At 68.7% G+C, this 18479-nt stretch carries 16 protein-coding genes; all 16 read right to left on the minus strand.

Features of this window, described 5'->3' with window-relative positions; all coding sequences use genetic code 11:
* Positions 1-95: 95 nt before the first annotated feature.
* Positions 96-1244 (minus strand): GGDEF domain-containing protein, encoded by a 1149-nt coding sequence (locus O3438_RS10300; protein ID WP_269679757.1) that lies wholly within the window; start codon positions 1242-1244, stop codon positions 96-98.
* 225 nt (positions 1245-1469) lie between these two features.
* The gene (locus tag O3438_RS10305; RefSeq protein WP_269679758.1) at positions 1470-2111 is read right to left on the minus strand and encodes a hypothetical protein; all 642 of its coding nucleotides are present in this window, start codon (positions 2109-2111) and stop codon (positions 1470-1472) included.
* 91 nt (positions 2112-2202) lie between these two features.
* A complete protein-coding gene (locus O3438_RS10310; RefSeq protein ID WP_269679759.1) occupies positions 2203-2772 on the minus strand; it encodes a hypothetical protein in 570 nt (189 codons plus the stop codon).
* Positions 2769-3764, minus strand: coding sequence for a hypothetical protein (locus tag O3438_RS10315; protein WP_269679760.1), 996 nt, complete (start codon positions 3762-3764; stop codon positions 2769-2771). Before O3438_RS10315 ends, O3438_RS10310 begins: the two co-directional genes overlap by 4 nt.
* Before the next feature lie 169 nt (positions 3765-3933).
* Positions 3934-4329 (minus strand): hypothetical protein, encoded by a 396-nt coding sequence (locus O3438_RS10320; RefSeq protein ID WP_269679761.1) that lies wholly within the window; start codon positions 4327-4329, stop codon positions 3934-3936.
* A gap of 240 nt (positions 4330-4569) precedes the next feature.
* Positions 4570-5241 carry a hypothetical protein gene (locus O3438_RS10325; RefSeq protein WP_269679762.1) on the minus strand — a complete coding sequence of 224 codons (672 nt, stop codon included), beginning with the start codon at positions 5239-5241 and terminating at the stop codon, positions 4570-4572.
* Between the two features lie 810 nt (positions 5242-6051).
* On the minus strand, positions 6052-7167 hold the full coding sequence (locus O3438_RS10330; protein ID WP_269679763.1) for an EcsC family protein: 1116 nt from the start codon (positions 7165-7167) through the stop codon (positions 6052-6054).
* Between the two features lie 83 nt (positions 7168-7250).
* A complete protein-coding gene (locus tag O3438_RS10335; protein WP_269679764.1) occupies positions 7251-7889 on the minus strand; it encodes a HEPN domain-containing protein in 639 nt (212 codons plus the stop codon).
* Between the two features lie 196 nt (positions 7890-8085).
* Positions 8086-8571, minus strand: coding sequence for a hypothetical protein (locus tag O3438_RS10340; protein ID WP_269679765.1), 486 nt, complete (start codon positions 8569-8571; stop codon positions 8086-8088).
* A 182-nt stretch (positions 8572-8753) separates the two neighbouring features.
* On the minus strand, positions 8754-9698 hold the full coding sequence (locus O3438_RS10345) for a replication-relaxation family protein (RefSeq protein ID WP_269679766.1): 945 nt from the start codon (positions 9696-9698) through the stop codon (positions 8754-8756).
* Positions 9699-9894: 196 nt separating this feature from the next.
* Positions 9895-12318 carry a type IV secretory system conjugative DNA transfer family protein gene (locus O3438_RS10350; RefSeq protein ID WP_269679767.1) on the minus strand — a complete coding sequence of 808 codons (2424 nt, stop codon included), beginning with the start codon at positions 12316-12318 and terminating at the stop codon, positions 9895-9897.
* Between the two features lie 65 nt (positions 12319-12383).
* Complete coding sequence (locus O3438_RS10355; protein ID WP_442929587.1) at positions 12384-14201, minus strand: VirB4 family type IV secretion system protein; 1818 nt, start codon at positions 14199-14201, stop codon at positions 12384-12386.
* Positions 14198-15130, minus strand: coding sequence for a PrgI family protein (locus tag O3438_RS10360; RefSeq protein WP_269679768.1), 933 nt, complete (start codon positions 15128-15130; stop codon positions 14198-14200). Before O3438_RS10360 ends, O3438_RS10355 begins: the two co-directional genes overlap by 4 nt.
* Positions 15131-15171: 41 nt before the next feature.
* Positions 15172-16620 (minus strand): hypothetical protein, encoded by a 1449-nt coding sequence (locus O3438_RS10365; RefSeq protein WP_269679769.1) that lies wholly within the window; start codon positions 16618-16620, stop codon positions 15172-15174.
* A 5-nt stretch (positions 16621-16625) separates the two neighbouring features.
* Positions 16626-16964 carry a pilin gene (locus O3438_RS10370; protein ID WP_269679770.1) on the minus strand — a complete coding sequence of 113 codons (339 nt, stop codon included), beginning with the start codon at positions 16962-16964 and terminating at the stop codon, positions 16626-16628.
* Positions 16965-17271: 307 nt separating this feature from the next.
* Positions 17272-18069, minus strand: coding sequence for a hypothetical protein (locus tag O3438_RS10375; protein WP_269679771.1), 798 nt, complete (start codon positions 18067-18069; stop codon positions 17272-17274).
* Between the last annotated feature and the right edge of the window lie 410 nt (positions 18070-18479).

Below are 18479 nucleotides of genomic sequence, written 5' to 3' on the forward strand. Positions count from 1 at the left end.
GTAGTTCGGTTCGTTGACGGGCGGGCGGCGATCCAGCTCCGGAGCCGGCTCCCTCGGCGCTCGGAGACACGGCAGTGCCGGGCTCTTCTGTCCCTTCACGAGTGCTCGCTGGCGGCGTCGATGGCTGCTGATATGCGCCGAGCCAGTTCCGCGTACTTGGCCATCTCTGCTTCCGCGAAAGCACCCGTACGGCCGAGTCCTTCGGCGGTGGGTGTGACGTCGATCGTCTCGACCGGTGCAGTGGATGCCGCGGAATCGCTCGGCTCGGCCTGAAGCACGGCCGCCCACCGGTCGTAGGCGAGCCAGAGGGCGTGCGCGATGGTGGTCACCTCGTCCAGGGAGCAGACCAGCCTCGTCGTCGGGGCAGTGCCGTCGGTCGCCCGGGCAGTCGTATCGCGGTCGGGCTCGGCATCCCGGCGGCGCACCCGAGGTCGGGTGCCGTCGACCTCCGGCACGCCGTCACGGTCGGCGTTGTAGATGAGCGTCTGGTTACCCGCGCGCTTGGCGGTGAACATGGCAGCGTCGGCCTGGGCTAAGGCGTACCGGGCGTTACCACCGCCGCTAAGGGCGACGCCGACGCTGACCCGAAGTTGCATCCGCCGTCCTGCGACGATCGCTGGTCTAACGAGGGCCACGCGGATCGCGTCACGCAGGGCCGTGGCGTCCGCGCGAGGCACGAGGATCATGAATTCATCGCCTCCGGTACGAGCAACCTGCGCCCCAGCGCTGACGGAGGCGGCGGCGTGGAGCAGGCGGACGGCGATGGCCTTCAGGTATTGGTCGCCTGCGGCGTGTCCGCCGTTGGCGTTGACTGCGTGGAGGCCGTCAGCGTCGGCGAAGGCGATGGTCAGCGGTGCAGCCACCGCGCTGGCGGCGGCGATGGCCCGCTCAGCGAGGGTCCGGTTGGGTAGTCCAGTGAGCGGGTCTGTTTGGGCCGCCAGGAGTTCTCGCCGCAGCTGCTCCTCAAGAGCGGCACCAGCGGCAACTCGACGGTCCAGTTCTTCCTCGCGGGCATGGGCCGCAGCGAGTCTCCTTCGTTGCCGGAAGAGCCGGGTCGTCGCGATGATGCCAACCGGAATCCAGCTCTGCATGGCGATGACGGCAATGAGCACCGCCACCGCGAGATGGCCGTGCGCCGCCAGGAAGGCAACTGGCGCGGTCGCGAGGATCGCGACGATGGTGATCGTGGCGGTCGTGCGAAGCAGATCACCTCTGTCGGTGGATCGCGCATCGGATTTAGACATGGATGGGCTCCTTCATGGAGGAGCTCCGAGGGCGGGCCGCTCTCGTAGGCGAGGCCCGCCCCCGGGCCTTTGGGGTGGGTACCGGCCCTTGGTGGGCCTCGCCTGAGGAAGGCCAGCTCAGAAGAGCCGCCGCTCAGGGTGCCGCGCGGCGTGCCCGCACCTGCGGCCGCTGCTGCAGGTGCGAGAGCATTGGGCAGTCCCGTGACCGGATGTCGGCCGCCGCTGTCAGTCGAGGTCGTCGAGGTCGATGTCCTCGTCGCTGACTTGGGCACCTTCGCGGCGCAGGTCGTACTCGTCGAAGTCCAGGTCCCCGCCACACAGGTTGGCGCGCAGTTCGTCCTCGGCGCGGTCGTAGGCGTCTTCCTCGTCGGTCGCGCGTACCCGGAGGGTGACCGGGACGAGTAGCTCGACGCTGTATTCCACGGGAAGGGTGGTGATCCCCAGCCGTTCCAGGGCGTAGTTCGTGCCCGACAGGCAGATCTCACGGTTGTTGACGGCACGGGCCGCCCTGCGGCGTACGTCATTGCTGAACTCGTCGCGAGCGTGTTGCCTGGCGATGGCCTCAGCCGCGGCGGCCTCGGCAGTCGTCCTGGCGGTAGCGACTGCTGCGGTGAGTAGGTGGTGGGCCGTCTCGTCTGTGGGCGTGGCGGGCATCGGCCCGTAGCCGGCGGCGAGGAGGGTCGCGACCCTGCTCAGCCACGCCGGTGTGTCGTCAGATCCATTCGTTGCTTGCCAGGCCGCAGCGAGCATCTCCTCGACGACGGCGGTGTGGATCATCAGGTCGGTGGCGGCCGGTCCGCTCTCCGGATCTGCAGCAGCCGAGGTTGCCGGGTTCTGGGCGTCGAGCAGCTCGACGGTGTCGGTCATGATCGTGTTACCTTTTCTGGCTGAGACAAAGAACGCCGCCCCTGTTGGGACGGCGACGGATCGTTCGATTGGTCGGGGACAGCGATCGGGGTCACTCATTGGTGACGGAGACGACCTCCACCTCGTCTGCGCTGAAGAGTGGCCGGCGGGGCAGCCGGGGCAACTCCTCGCTGAGTTCGCTGACGGCCAAGCGGACTGCCTCGTCGTCGTCGACCGCAGAGATGCAGATGGTGATCGGCACGCGAAGGGTGACCACGTGGTCCGAGGGGATCGGCGGCAGGCCCCAGTCGGCCAACGCCTCGCTGAGGCTCTCCTCGAAGTCGGGGTTCTCGCCGAGAGTGCCGAGCCCGGCTGTGCGTACGCCGAGTTGCAGCCGGCGCAGGCCGGTGCGGTGCTCGGCGGCCTCGTGGCGTGCGCGGTTGGCCCGCGCTCGGGCCTGAAGCAGATCCTCGATCAACCGGCCGTGACAGACGCTGCGGTCATCGCCGTTGGTGTGGTCGTGCTCGCAAGCGGCGACGGATCCGTCGCTGGCGGGGTTGCTGGCCGCAGCGAGGAAGGCGGTCAGCAGGTCATCGGGCATCGACTCGCCGGTGACCTCCCGCCAGGCCTGGGCGGCCGTGGCGCCGAGCCGGCCGATGTCCCCGGAGAACGCTTCGGTCATGGGTGCCTTCCCTTCGTCGATGCCCGTGCTGCCGTACGGGCAGGAATGGAGGTGGAGGTCGGTGTCTCAGGCCAGGCCAGGACCGGACGACGGAACACGGCAATAGCCTGGCCGCCGGTCGCAACGGTGGTAGCGACGGCATGAACGTCGTTGTCGAACAGGTCCCGCTCCAGGGCTGCGAGATCGATGTAGCGCCGGGGCATTCCGAGACGCTCCAGCGCCGTGGCCCAGCCGCACTCGACCAGGTGCCTCTCGGCGTAGTCCGAGCGGTGCGGGAAGAGGCCGACGAAGTCGGCGGTGAAAATCGCGGGCAGTTCATCGGCGGGCACGTCCGCGTCGACGCCGCCACTCGCCGCGAGCCAGTCGCCGACCGCAGCCAATGGCAGCTGATGGGTTGAGGCGATCCGACGCATCGCGCACAGCACCGGCAGCGGCAGTCGGTGTGAGTCGCGGCCGTACCGGCCAAAGCCGTGCGCGTCGATGACCACCACCTCCGCTGCGGCCCTGACCGGAAGCACCTTCGCGATGCTCGCCTGGGCTGCGGCGAGGTCGCCGTCGAGAAGGACGGCTGCGGACGAGGTCAAGTCGTCGGCAGGCGCGATACGGACCGCCCCCTCCTGGCTCATCACCGACTGGACGACCGCGGCCTCGACCTCCGCCCTGGAATCGGCGAGCGCGACGAGCACCCATCGGGCAAGGTTGGACATGGCCTGCACCGCCATCCGCTGATGCCGGGCCGACGTTCCGTCGAGTACGAGATCAGGGGTGACGACGGTGGCGCGGACCGTGCACCAGGCCACCGGAAGATCGCCGGAGTAGACCAGGTAGGCGGGGGTTTTCTCGTCGATGACCCCATCGGTCCGAGCGTCGATTGAGGCGCGCAGCACTGCGGCCTGCGCCGTTGGCAGTGCGTCGACCTTCAGTGGTGGTGAGGTGCGGTAGCGGTCCGCCAAAGCGACCCCGACCAGACTTCCGGCGTTGACGCTGCGCATCCGTTGGAATGCTCGGACAGCGTCCGCGACGGTGCTTCGCCTCATGCTCTCCCCCGTCCGACCGGGGTGCCGAGGCGGCTGTCGGCAGCCAGACTGATGCCAGGTCGTGGTGAGAGATCGCTGGACCGACGCGCAGTGAACTCGTCGAAGAGTGCCGTCGTCGACCTCATCACCACAGCTCCGTTGCGGCATGGGCGTCAACGAGCAGCGAGAACTGCCGGTCAGTGAGCCCGATCGGCTCCGCGTGACGACCGGCGCCCGTGAAGATGACCGGTCCGCACAGGTAGGGCGCGTCCCACGGGCCGAGGTATGGACGGCCGGTGGTCTCGAGGGCCATCTGGGTGGCCGTCCAGTTGGGGACGCCGTTGCCCTGCTGGTCGTCCTCGAGCCACATCACGGTGTATTCATCGAGCCGGACTCGGAAGGCGGCGCCGGTAGTGATGCGTCGGCCGCCATCAGCAGCGGCCTCCAGGACGGTCAGCCGTCCGGACGGACCGACCATCAGGTAGGTGGCCTGCTGTGCCGGGGCGGGCGCCGACTTGCGCATGTCGAGTGGCGGCCGCATTGCGGTAATGGTCATCTTTCTTCGCCTCTGCTGTCGTGGGGTCGGTGACCCCTGGGCACGAAAACGGCCGGTCAGGCGAGTGCCTGATCCGGCCGGGAGGTAGGGCGGTTGGCAAGTCAGCCGGACCGATTGGCTGGGCGAGGGTCTCCCGTCGCTGTACCGGTCCGAGTCGCTTGCGGCTTGTCGTTGGTTCTGCTGGGATGCCAGGCCCGGGAGGTTGCGCCGCAGGCTGGACGGTTGCTAGGCGAGGGGCCAGGCGGCCATGGCGACAAGTTGCTCGTTCGGGCGCAGCCGGTCGACGTGGTCGTTGGCAGCGTGCAGATAGTCGAGCTGGTCGGTCAGCCGACCCGATCTGGGCGTGAGCCAGTTGGCGTCGGCGGCCAAGGCATCACCGGGCACGGCGGAGAGCGCCGCGAGGGTGCGGTAGGTGTTGAGGCCGGCCTGGAGGGCCTCGATGTCCGAGGTGGGAATCGGTTGCTGCCGGTAGGCGGCGTTGTACGTGGTCATCGCGAGCACCCGAGGTTGGGCGAGGTAGGTCTGTTGGGCCCGGCTGAGCGGCCAGTGGGCCGGGTCGTCGCGGTGACGGTCGGCAAAGACCGAGAACGGTTGGGCGTCGCGTGTGCCGTCGACGACGTCTCGCCATCGGTGCCACAGCCGGACAGCACTGGTGGCGGCGCGGGCACGCATGCCGGCCAGGTCAAGGAGACGGACCGGGCCGCCGGCGGCGTGGCCCTGGTAGCGGTGCAGCAGTTGTCGGGTGAGTCGGTGATGGGCGGCGAAGTGGCCAACAGGGCCGGCGGGACGGAGCTGTTGTGCAACGAGGCGGGTCGCCGCGAGGTCGAGCATGGACTGGGGTGTGGCGCTGGTGGGCAGGCAGACCACGATGGTGCGCACCACAGGATGTGCGGGCATGGGCTCCTCCAGGCAGCGTGCGGGGACACAGCCGCTGTGCGATCGCGCGAGTGCGCGCGGACAGGCGACAGCGTCGGCGGACAGAGTGGTGAGGTGCGGGGATCGCAGGGCTGGCGCCGGTGGAAGCTGCGGCGGGTAGGAATCCCGAGCGTGATGACGCGAGCGCGTCGAGGCGATGCTGCCTGTATGGCAGGGCTGGCGCGGCGGCGCCGGGGTGGTGCGGGTGGGCGTGGGTGCCAGGGAGGATGTGTCGCGGCCGACCGGCCAAGGTGGCGGGTGGGCGGGTGCGGCTCCTGCCGTGGCGAGCCAAGCCCGAGGTGGTGCAGTGATGGGGGGGTTCTATGGGAGAGAACTCACAATATCCTGCCGACCCAACGAAAAATGATCATCGTTGGATCGCCTCGGTGGTCGGCTGTTGAAAGGGGTGTTGGGCGCTTCGATGCTGACATCCTTGAGTGACCAGAGGGCGTTGGGTACCGCGGCGCAGGTGTTGGGGTTGACCTACTCACGGCAATCCTTCGCCGGGTGGCGTCAAAAGCCGACGGTGTCGGCGCGATGCGGGATCGCGCAGCGGTGGACACGCTCACGTAGCCGCTGAACGGATGCGACCGGTCTCGGCCATGAGGAAGGCTGGGCTTGGCCTCGGAGGTTGGGCGGGCTGATGACCCATGGTGCTGTCACTGTCCGGAAGTATGGCCTGCGGGCCGTCATTGGCGTCGAGCGGGCGGTCAGACCGTGACGGCCAGCGCATTCGTTCGCACGGGCACCGATGGCTTCGTCACCTTCCTGCCATGGACGGCCCGCTGGGACTCAGCGCAGGTCGGGTCCGCCCTCTACGGCGAGTTCGCCGAGCACGCTGAACCGGTCGTCAGGATCGTCCATGTCCTCAACAATGAAGGCTTCGATTGGTTCCTCATCCAGAAGCTGCGGGTACTTCTCCAGCAGGAACCGACGTTGGTAAGCCATCTCGGCGGTATCGACAATTCCCTCCAACGTGGTCCAGTTGAGGGTGCCGCCGACCAGGATTCCGGCTAGCGGCACGACCTTGCCAAGACCCTTCTTGGTGAGGGTGCGGCCGACCGCATCCGCGAACCGTCCGGCGATCCGGGCGACAACAGATTCGTTCAGAACTTTCCACGTCTTACCGCGGACGAGCGCCTGGGTGAGGCGCGAGATGTCAGCGAAGGCGGCGTTCTTCGCGCCCGCGGACACGGCCGTCCCGGCGTTGACGACGGACAGCACGAAGAGCTTCTCGGCTGGTTCTTCGGGATCGTAGCCGTAGAGCAGCGAGACATGGCCAACCGCGCGGGATGCGAGTCCGATGACGACGGCGGCGTCGCCCGCGAAAGCGCTGACGATGGCACCTCCCGACGGCGCCGCCGCCGCGCCACCGGAGACCGCGGTAGCCAACTCGCCTCCCGAGATCACCAGCCCCGCACCCATCCCCGACACTGCGGCAGCAGCCGGGTAGTACCAGCTCAAAGCGCGGCCGCGCACCGCGTGGATCTGCTCGAGGTCAAGGCGCCGCAGGTCGGAGAGCTTGGTGACCTCGTGCCCGCGCTTCTGGTAGAGCTCCACCGCCCGCTTGGGCGAGAGCCCCGCTCGCGAAATCTTCGCCACCATTCGCTGCGCCGAGCCCAGAGCGCTGCCGCTCCAGTCACCCGCGCTGACCGGGAGGGCCCCGACGGCCTTGCGGGCCCCGGTGCCGATGACGCCTGCACTCTTGGCTACGACGCCGCGCCCCCGCGACACGGCTGTTTGGGCTCCCGAATGATTCTCCAGGTAAGCCGCCGCACGCCTACCGAGTGCCGCGGCGCCGTTGGACACGCCCTCGCCAGCGCTACGCATCGCGGCCGACAGCGGTCGGCCCTTGAACCGCTGAATGTCACGCCACGCCGCCAGCTCGTACTCGGAGGGTTCTGCCATGACGCCTAGGCTAGTGAAACGAACCACCGCTCACGAGCAGCGTGAACCAGTTGCGTTCAGTGTCGGATGGCCGACTGGCGGCTTCACCAGGGACGGGATCCGTATCGCATGGCAACCGCTTCCGCCAACGCTTCGTCGAAGCAACGCACAAGGTTGTTCATGAAGCTTCGCCACGACCTGACTCCGTCCAGGTGCAGAACTCCGGGCGTTGTGCCTCGATGCACGATCTCGCCTCTGATGTCGTTGACGAGCGAGGTCAGCTCGACTTGGACTTTTGCGGCGTCGTACTGCTGCCAATTGACCGCATCGAGGATATTCTCCATGCCCAGCACCTTCTTGACCAGATCGTTCACCTGGCGGGGGGCCGCGTTGTTGAAGGTGCCAATCTCGTAGCGCAGACGGTTCCGAGCGACGTCGAGCCAGCCGTCGCCGATGACAGCCCAGACGGACTTCTCGGCCTTGTTAGTTACGGCCGCTCTCAAGAAGGGCGACAACAGGGCTGGATCAGCGGCGATCGTTGGAATCACGTGGTCGATCGCCTCGCTGAGGACCTGCTCGACGTAGTTCTCCCAAGCAGTCACGAGCAGAACAAGCGCGGATCGCAGCAGCGGACCGTTGTCCCCCTTCGGCCGGCCAGGGGATCCGGAACCGCTGTGTAACGTCAGCAGGGCGTCAACATCCTGCTCCAGCTTCTCGAAGACCGAGGTTGCGTTCGATGGCATCGCCAGAACCTAACCGAGAAGGCGACGAGTCGTGATCCCACGCACATCCCATCGCACCGGTTCTCGACCACCCGTCGCAGGTACGAGCGGATCATCGGCACGGCGGCGGTCCGCAACGGCAGGAGGGACGGACGTAGCGTCCCGTGGCGCACCGCGCCGTCCAGATAGAACGGCCCCTCCCTGAGTATCCGATGGCTCAGGTTTTGGGGGCCACCAGGACGACGCTCGCTCCGCTCACGCCTCCACCACCTTCATGCAGGGCAAAGATCAGGTTGTAAAAACCGGGAGGCGCGTCCTCCGCGATGGGAATGACGCTGGCCGGTCGTTCGCCCGCCGCACCGGACGGCCGCACCGGCCGAGCCTCGAACGTCACCTCTTCCGAAGCGGGCGCCGTCGTACCCCCTGCAGCGCTCTTCAGTTCGCTGACATCCCCGTACGGGCCAGTCAGACGCGCAGTCAGCTCGACTTCTGTCGGCTTCGCGGCGGGGTCGGACCCCGGCTTGACGATCCAGTGAACCGTCATTTCCTGGCCAGGCTGGTAGACCGTATCCACGTCCTCGCCATCGCAACACGTGTAGGTCGTCGGGGTGCCGGCTGCGGTTGTGGGCCGCTCGGGGCCGCAACCCGATACGACCAGCAAGGCCAGGCAGGCAACGGCCGCCACAAGCCGGCACGTTTGCATGAGCATGAGCGTAACGAGCACTGCCCACGAACGCCTCCGGACAGACCTGACCCCGCCAGCATCCGATCGATGGTAGGCAGTCCGGCAGCGATGTCGTACGCGGTCGCCGGGTGACCCTACTGGGGCGGACAGACAGCGACTTGGCACCTCCGGAGCTGCCAGATTCGAAGCCCACGAAAGGTTCACGCCGCTTCGTCACGCAGCTCGTGGAGCGGATCCTCGGTCGGACGTGGTGGGCCGGGATTGAGCGGGCCAGGTTCGTCCTCGATGGTGGGTAGGTCGGCCAGGCTCAGCCGGTGTCCTCCGTTGCCCACGAGCCGCCATACCGGTCCGGACGGGCCGTGTCCGTTGATCCGGTCCCGGGCGCAGGTGGCGACGGTGAGCGTGGCCAGGGCGTCGGCGACACGGTGATCGTGACGGGCGGCGTCGGCGAGCTTGGTGTGGAAGTTGCGTTCGCGTTCCCGGCTCGGCAGGGAGAACAGCAGGATGTGGCCGGGTCCGCCGTCCATCCGTAGGCGCCGGTACGGGTCCAGCTTGTCGCGTAGGCGCGGGTGGTCTTCGGTGGCACGGTCGTACTCGAGCCAGAAGCCGACGCTGCTGCGCCCGTTGCTCCAGACACCGTGTGCGTCGGGGCGTACCCGTTGTCCGAAGACGGCGGCTGTCTGCTGCTCGGACCACCAGCGGGTCAGCCTCGCCTCGGGATGACGGCGCCCGTGGGCAATGAGGTCGATGAAGAACTGGTTGGTCTCGATGGTGTGCTGTCGGATCCGGTTGGACAGCACCGAGTCCGCGGCGAGTGCGACGGCTTTCGGGGTGGGCGGGGTGTCACCGCGGGCGAGGGCCACGAAGCGGGCGGAAAGCCGGCCGGGTACCCAGTAAACCTGTGCGGGTTGACCGGGGTGGGAGCGCAGGACGCGGTCGATGAAGTCGAGCCGTCGCAGGGTGTAGAGGCGATGGGCGCAGGTCACCGGGGAGTCGAACAGGGCCGAGGTGATCTGGTCGGTGGTAAGGGAGGTGTGGTCGGACAGCAGGAAGGCGATCACCCGATCGCGAGGGCGAAGGCGGGCCGAGACGTCGGAAAGCGTGGTCGTGGAGCGACGGAGGGTGGATCGGGGTCGGGGGGTCACGGGGCACCCCCCGATCGGAGGATGTCCCCCCGGTGGGACTGTCGGGACGGCTGATCATGACTCATGTCCGGCTCCTAGCTGCGCTGTTGGGTGGGCAGCGGCCGATTCCCAGGCTGCTCGGAGCGACCATGTCTGGGCCGGACCGCCAACCAGGGTGCGGACCCACCCCCGGTGTATGGAGTGGGAAGCTGCGGCGTCAGTCGCTGCGACGGGATGTCCTGCCTCGATCGCTGCCGGCGAGACGCTTGGCGAGCTGCTCGATAGCGGTCGGGTCCGTCGTGTTGCCGCTGGCAGCGGCACAGGCGGCCCGGATGTGTGTGGCGGCGCCGACCACAGGGCGGGGCGGCCGGGTGTGCAGGGTGAACGCGGCGGTCTCCCGATTGTCGATGACCAGCCGCGCAGCTGCCTGGTAGGCGTCCAGATGGCTCAGATCGTGTTCGGACAGTTCGGGGACCATGTGCCGGGCCATCTGGTGCGCATCTTCGGGCGCCACGTTAAAGGTGATCTTGTTGCGGGCATTCGCGCTCAACGCGAGCTGGGTGGGTCGTGGCAGTTGAGCGAGGTCCTGGTGGGCCAGTACCAGGCTCATGCGGTAGCCGCGGGCTTCGGCGAGCATGTCGTCCACCGAACCGGGCAGATTCAGAAAGTTGTGGCACTCGTCGACGAATACGGTGCAGTCGCGTCGCTTGCCTTCCGGCAGTCTCGCGCGGGCGGTGGCGGCCTGCCAGGCGCGTGCCAACACGAAGGAGCCCATCAACCGCGAGGTGTCCTCGCCGAGTTGCCCCTTGGGGAGGCGGGCGAGCAGGATGCCGCCGTTGTCGAGCAGTTCCCCCATGTCGAATGACGAGCGGGGCGTGCCAAGGGTGCGGCGTGGGAAGTCCCGCAGCAGGAACGCTCTTAGCCGGGCCATGACAGGTCCGATGACCTGCGCTCGCACCGGCGGCGGCATGGACTCGTACCAGCTCCAGTAGCCGAGCAGGCCTTCTGGGTCGTCGAGGCCGTCGGTGAAAGCCATCCGGAACTGACGGTCGTTGAGCAGCGGTGGCACCAGCGCGAGCGTGGCGTGCGCCTTGCGCATCAGGGTGAGGCAGGCGACCCGCAGGGTGTCGTCGATGCGCGGTCCCCAGTGCCTTTGGAAGATCTTGCTGAAGATGGAGACGACGTTGTCGACGGCGAGGTCGTGGTCGTCTCCGGAGAGCGGGTTGAAGTAGCCGCCCTGGTCCTGGTCGGGATCGATGAGGACGACCCGGTCGGCGACGGTCTCCGGCAGCCGGTCCAGTACGTCGGTGACCAGGTCTCCCTTGGGGTCGATGACCACGACACCGCGGCGGCCGGCCACGTCGTCGAGGATCATGTTGACCAGGAAGGTCGACTTGCCGACGCCGGTGGAGCCGAGGACATGCAGGTGTTGGCGGGCGTCGACGACGGGCAGCCCTACGGCGTGACCGCCGATCTCGGCATGTCCGAGTTGTTTGACGCCGCGTCCGCCGGCGGGAACCTCGACCGGCGCTGGCATGGGCTTCGCGCGAGCGCGTCGGAGGCCGGGCACCGCCAGGTCGGTAGGTAGGGCCGCAACGGCGGCGAGTTCAGGGACGCCAAGCAGGTACCCGGAGCGCAGTGGTCGAGCGGACAGCACTGCGGCGGGCTGCTTGAGCCGAACGCGGCGCAGTCGTTGGCGGGCGGTGTAAACGCCGTAGGCGGAGGCGACGCCGTGGGCGAGGGTCTTCAGTCGGGCCTGCAGATTCTCTTCTGCCACCTTCCGAGGGTTGGTGTGGGCGACGCCGTACCGGATCGAGGTCTCCCACAGCTGTCCGGCTGCGAGTTTGTCGACCGCGGCGCGGGCGTCGCGATCACGTTCCGGATCTGTCGGTACCGACCGGGACGCGGCGACCCGAGTGCCCGTGGGGGCCCGGCCGGGACCGGGCACGATCAGTTCGAGTAGTCCGCGCATCCAGGCTGTGGGGTCGAGTAGCCCTTGTGCGGGCTGACCGTTGCGGAGGGCCCCGGTCCCGGCGCGGAGCCGACGGATCTGCCGGGATGTGGCTGGGCGGGTGAGTACCTGCACGCAGGCGTATTCGGGATCCTGCAGCCCGGACAGCGCGGAGATCAGTGGTCGCAGGGGGTCGCTGTCATGGTCAGTGACGATCGGGTACCAGGCGGCGAGGGTGGGGACCAGGGCGCCGCCTTCGTCGAGAGTCGCGAGGGGTATCGGTGCGGTGGCGTCATTGACGGCGGCGGTGGCGCCCGGCCAGGCGCCGGTGACGGCGGCGAGGACCGGTCCGGTGGGCACTGTGCCGGGTAGCCAGATGTTGATGGTCAACTGCCGGCCGGCCCATCGGTATTCGAAGGCGACGTGTGGGGTGCCGTGGATCAGGCGTCGCCATCCGGCAGGGCGGAGGATCTCTGCGCAGGTCGCCCACCAGCGTGCGGTGCTGTCTGGGTCGACTTCCGGTGGTGGGGTGATGACGACCTGGTGGGCGTGACGCAATAGTCTCCGATGCCGCCAACTGTGCAGTTGCCCTCGGGCGACCAGTACGACGAGCCCGAGGGCGGCGACGACGATGCCTAGCCACGGGTGGTCGGTCACCCACCGGAGTGCGTTCAGGACGGCGTCCGCCATCGGGTTGGACGGGACCGGCGGAGGCACGAAGGGCGACGGCGGCGGTGTATTGGGGGCGAGTGCTGTCACGGTGTCTGCCTGTCGAAGTCGCCTGTGACGCAGAGCTCGTGTTCGCGTTGGGAGGACACGGCGTGGGCGCTTACCCGGTTGGCACCTGCCAGGAGGAGGCTCTCCCCGCGTTGCGCTGACAGCAACATCCGCGCCTCTCCCCCGGTCAAGTTGAAGCTGTCGGCGACGGCGGCGATGGCCTGCGGGGCTTGGCGCATGAGGAGCTGGGTGGCCGAGTTCGCGACGACGGCCTGCCCGAGTTCGGAGCCCAGCAGGTCTGCGGCGTCCTGTGTCACCACGGACACCCCGGCCCGCCGTTTGCGGGCGGCCTTTGCCAGCCGGTTGAGGAATCGGACACCTTCGCCGTCGCGCAGCAAGGTCCAGGCCTCGTCGACGATGACGAGTCGGCGTGGGTCGGCGGTCGGGCCGTCGGCGGGTGGGGCGTCGACGGTGCGCCAGATCGCGTCGAGGGCGAGGAGCATCCCGGGTGCGCGGAGTTCGTCGGCGAGCTGTCGGGTGGACCAGACCACCAGGTGCCCGGTGGGGCCGGTGGTGGTGGGTCCGTCGAAGAGGTGGTTGAAGCTGCCGGTGGTCCAGGGTGAGAGGCGGGCGGCAAGGGTGAGCGCCGGTGGTGTGGCGTCGGCCTCCAGTGCCGCGGCGACGTCGCGTAGCAGCGGAGCCGGGCGAGCCCAGGTGGTCGGGTCGTTGGTGATGCCGGCGGCAAGGTACGCGGTGTTGACTGCCCGGTCGAGGGCGGCCCGCTCGGTGGGTGCCATCGCGCTGTCGTGGCCGCTGGCACCGAGCAGGACGTTGATCAGTGTGTGCACGAACAGGGCTCGCCGGTTGCGGGCGTCGGGTCGGTTGTCGTCGGCGGCGATGTCCAACGGGTTGAGCCGGACGTCGGGTGCGCCGAGTTGGATGACGGTGCCGCCGACCGCTTCGGCGAGCCGCAGGTATTCGTCTTCGGGGTCGATGACGTTGACCTGTACTCCGTCGTAGAGGGAGCGCAGGGTTTCGAGCTTGATGAAGTACGACTTACCGGCGCCGGATCGGGCGAGTACGACGCTGTTGTGGTTGTCGGCGGCCCAGCGGTCGTGCCAGATGATGCCGTTGGTGGCGGTGTTGACCCCGTAGAGCACCCCGGAGGCGCTGGGCGGGTCGCCGGGCAACGGGGCGGGCAGATCCGCGGAGGCCAGGGGCATCGCTGCGGCGAGGGCGTCGGTGTCGAAGACCCGCCGCATGCCGATGCTGTCTACGCCCATCGGCAGGGTCGATGTCCAGGCCGGCAGTTGCCGCCAGGTGGCTGGGACCGTGTCGAGCATGACCGACGCGGCGGTGGCCCGTACGTGGGCCACGGACTCGGTCAACTCGTCCAGGTTGGGGGCGTGCACGGTGACGTAATGGCCGACCCGAAACAGGCGGCTCGCGCCGCGGGCGACCCGGTCGGCGAGTTCGGCAGCGTCTGCGGCGGCGGCCTCGGTGCCGGGGTCATCGAGGCGTCCGTGTTGGGCATCGGCGCGCCGGGAGGATTCCAGTCGGGCGCGTTGGCGGCGCAGCCGGGACGCGGCGACCTGCGGGGCGAGCGGCTCGATATGGATGACGACGTCGGCACGACCGGGCCAGCCGGTCAGTGGGAGCAGCCAACCGGCGCCGACCTCCGCCGGGTAGCCGTTGACGATCATCGTCGAGGCGTACCCCTCACCGATCTTGAGGTATCGGGGGGTGACTTCCACGCTGGCCGGGCCGATCAGCGTGGCGAGGGTGTCGGCCTCCGCCGACGGGGGGATCGCCGGGCGAGCAGGCCGACGAGGACGAAGCAGTCGCAGCAGCTTCACGACGCCTCCTCGGTGGTGATGGGCTCGTCAGGTAGGGCCCGTTCTCCGGGCACGGGCAGGGTGTAGGGGTCAACGGCGGCGGCCAGCACCGCGCAGACGGCAGGGCCATCCAGTACGCGGGTGCTGGCACCCAGGCTCTGCAGGGCACCAGCGGTGTGCTCGGCGGCGCGCAGCACGTCCTGGTCGCGGCGGGCTCCGGTAGCGGTATGGACGATGGTGACGGTGCGCCACAGTGGCTGCCGCTCGTCTTCCAGATCGAGGAGGAACTCGGCGTAGTCCGCAGCGGCGTCGGCTAGCGCAGCGTTGGGCAGCAGGTCCGCAGCGTCGGCGATTCGCTGCGCGTGCCCGGCCAGGTCGACGCGTTGGGTGGAGACCACGATCTGCACCGGGGCCGTCAGGCTGTTGAGCCACCGCGCGTAGGCACCGACCAGCGCGGCCTGCTCAGCTGAGGTGCGGAGGCCGAGGTTGACGGTGCTGACGGCGACCAGCGCGGCGCTGGTACCGCCGAGGTCGACCACTCCGTTGGTGGCGATCGACCGCGCCGGCAGGCGCAGTGGCGTCGGAGGGGTCAGCTCACCCTCGACGCTGCTGGGGACCGGCGCCCACCGCGGCGTCTTGAGCACCCCGCCGGGTGCGGGAACCTGCCGTCGTGGGGTGCGGGCGCCGCGAACCGCGGCGAGCAGCCAGGCATCCAGGCTCAATCCGTCGCGGCGGCCCAACGCGAGGACGGTTGCAGTGCCGAGCAATGGGACGAGACCGCCGAGCAGGACCGGCATCGGCAGAACATCGAGCAGCGTACGAAACAGCAGGTAGGCGATGGCCACGGCGCTGGCCACAATGGCGACCTGCCGGGTGGTGAGGTTGAACAGCAAGCGATCGGGGGTTTCGACGTCGGCGGGGATCCGGGCACGAAGATCGACATCAGACATGGGGACTCCTCAGGCAATGGGTTGGGTCTGGGGCGTGGGTGTCAGCCGGGCAAACCGTTACCGGTGCTGTTGCGTCGGGCCGACGGTCGGGAGGATGGAGTCGGCGGCAGAGGGCTGGTGGCTTGCGATCGCGCTGCCGCTGACGCGCGGGTGGTGCGCGGGCCGTATGCCGTCGTTGACGGCCAGCCCGTACCGCTCGGGGTGTGTGCTGACGCTGGAGCTGGCCCGATCGATGACGGCGCGGCTCCGGGCCCATGCGGTGGCCGATTCGCTCCGCGCATGCCCTGGGGCGGGGAGTCCGCCGGCCAGCCGGTGCCGGAGTCGGTGTAGGCCCACCAGCGACGCCAGCGGGGCATGCGTTGGGGCATCACGGTGGCCGGGGTGGGCCCGGACGGAACCTGCGGTAGAGCATGCTCCGCAGGGGCCGGTGCCGCCGTCGGCGCGGTTCTGCGTGGCACCGGCCCGGGCCCTGGTCCGCCACCAGTCGGTCTCGGCAACGATGGGCCGGTCCCCGGTCCCCCGGGGCCAGTCTGGCGGGCGGCCACCCGCCCCGCCGACAGGCTGGCCTGCCGACCACCGCGCCAGATGCCACCGGTCAGTGCCCGACTGACCTGCTGGACGATCGCGACGCGGATGAACGCGCCGACGACGTTGTTGGACTGACCCCCGGTGACATAGCGGCGCATCAGGGCGGGGATCTTCACCACGGCCAACAGCAGGCAACAGATGATGAACAGGTTGAACGTGCCGGTTGGGTCGTTGGGCAGGCCGAGGGCGGGCAGGTTCGCCGTCGGACTGAGGAAGACGGTCAGCGCGGTGTGCAGGGCGAGGGCTTGGGCGATGACGGTGGCCAGTGCACCGATGAAGGCCCGCCACCACAGCTTCGCCGCGGGTTCCGTCCACGGTGTGGCGTGACAGGCCAACGCCACCGGTGCGATGCCGACGAGGATCACCAGCAGGCCGAGTCGCAGGATCCAACCAACCATGATCATTGCGACAAGAGCGGCGATGGCGATCCCGATGATCAGTGTGAGAAGCGCGTTGGCGGGGTTGGTGAGGGCGTCGACGACGGTGCGTTTCATTTGGGCGAGGGAGCCGTCGGTGGCCACGGAGTCACTGGTGAGCGCCTGGGTGAGCGCGTTGCCCAGTTCGATGAGCCCCTTCGACAGCGGCATCGCGAAGTTGGCTGCGATGAAGCCGATGACCAGGCGCGGTGCCAGTTCACCGACGCCGTAGCGTGCCTGCAAACTGTCTCGACCCATGATCACGATGCCGCAAGCGATGATCGCCAGCACGAAGCAGGTGTTCACGATCATCAGGGCTCGGGCGCTGATCGACTCCACCTGCGGCAACCCAGTGATATCGGGTACGACGAGGAACGCCGAGGACAGCAACGACCACAGGGCATCGATGATGTCCGCGACCCGCTGTGCCAGCCAGGTGAGGATCTCGTCCAGCAGGGTTCCGACTCCGACGATGTCCCAGAACATCGGAGTCAGGTCCCCAGGATGCCGCGCAGGATGGTCACCAGCACCGGGGCCAGCACAGCGAGCGCATAGCCCGTCGCTGCGCCCTTGAGTGCGCCCTTGGCCTTCTCCACCTGCCCGGGGTCGCCGCCGGCCATCAGATACAGCGCCCCGCCGTAGGTGAGGAACAACGTGGCGACGCCGACGAGGATGCCGACGATCCAGACGACCAGGTTGTTGATGACGGTCGGGAGGTTGTTGACGGCAAGCAGGTCTGGCGCTCCGGCGATGGCCTGCGCGGTCAGGCCGAGCAGCACACTGGCGTTGGTCGTAGTGGAAAGGGACAGTCGGTTCAGGATGCGGCGCATCGGTGGTCACCTCCCGCCCCACCTCTCGGTGGGGCGTGCTCGAAAGCGGTTGGGAGGCGCCGCCCGCACGAGCGGGACCGTGGAAGCACTGCTCCTTCCACACCGGGTTCGGTTTCGTGGTGAGCACGGGCCTAAAGCCGGACCGAGTCACCACCCGTACCGGGCGGCGCCCGAGACCGCTCGCGCACCCCGGCTGGCATGTCGGAGGGGTGATCGGTCTCGTGACCGCCAAGAGCCCTTGTTCGGCCCGGTTCCCCGGGGCTGACCGGCCAACACATGGCCAACCGTCACCCAACGGGTCGCCTGGTCACTGGCCGGGCCACGCCCGCAGGGACGTGCGGCGAACCGGCTTGGCCGGACGGGTACGCAGCCGGACGTGGGCCAGTTCCCCCGCGCGGATGGCGTCCACCAGCCTCGACTCAGCCCGGTCGCGCCAGTGCGAGGCCAGCTGACCGGCGATGCCCCACCGGGCCGCCGCCACCTGCACCGATGCGCCTTCCAACCGCGTCTCGGCGATGATGTTGGCGTCGTCGGCGTCGATCACCCCGATCGCCACCGCGCGGGCCAGAACGAACTCCGGGTGATCCCACGGCTGCAGCGGAGTACGCGGCCCGGGCGGCTCACTGTCGAAGGGTTCGGTGGTGACGTCGGCGTATCGCACCTTCAGGCCCGCCCGCCCGGCAGCGTCGAGCATGCGCGGGAGGATCCGCGGTTGGTCGACATCCGCCCGGCGCATCAGGCGGTCCCAGAAGGTCCCCAGAATCTCCGCGTCGATATCGTCGCTGTCGCCCCGATAACCCCGCGCCAGCCCACCGGCCAAGGCCCGCAGGCCGGGCATCGCGAGGCCGACCGCCCCCAACCCCCAGCCGGGGCCGTCTTGGCGCGACCGGACGACCAGTTCCCGCCAAACCAGGTCGCGGACCCCTCGCGAGGTATCCCGGTCGAGGAGGAACCGCTTCAACTCGTTCAGAGACATCGGGCGGTCCGGGCAGCCGGCGAACCGGCAGCCGTCGACCTGGAGAGTCGTAGGCGGGTGGACGAGCAGGTCGAAAGCGCGCTGGGCGGAGTCCAGCGGAGACTCGGGCCACTCGGAAAAGGAAGGCATCGCAATACTCCCGGTGTGTGGCGGGCTGCCGCCGGCGGCGGTAGCTCTCGAGGCACATCCACACACGCGCACCCAACGCGACCTGGAGTTCGCCGATGCGACACGGCTTCAGAAATTGGTGCACGCACGCTTGTTGTCCGCAGGCCAGAACGCCGGGATCGCCTATTGGCCAACAGGACGTCGTACTTCGCGGGACCCCCTACGGTGATCACCAACAGGGCCTGTTTCGGCAGTTCAAGAGTGCTGTTGGCCGGCGTTGGGTAGAAACTTTGCCAACGGGGTGCGTCCGGCTTTCCACTGCGGAGATCGGCGCGGTCCCCCGCGGCCTCTCTGCCGCGACAATGTCCTCGCCGTAGCGAGACGTCCAGCCCAGTGCCCGGGGTCCCACGGATCTTGGTCATTCACGTACC

The organism is Micromonospora sp. WMMC250 (assembly GCF_027460215.1).
GTDB classification, from domain to species: domain Bacteria; phylum Actinomycetota; class Actinomycetes; order Mycobacteriales; family Micromonosporaceae; genus Micromonospora; species Micromonospora taraxaci.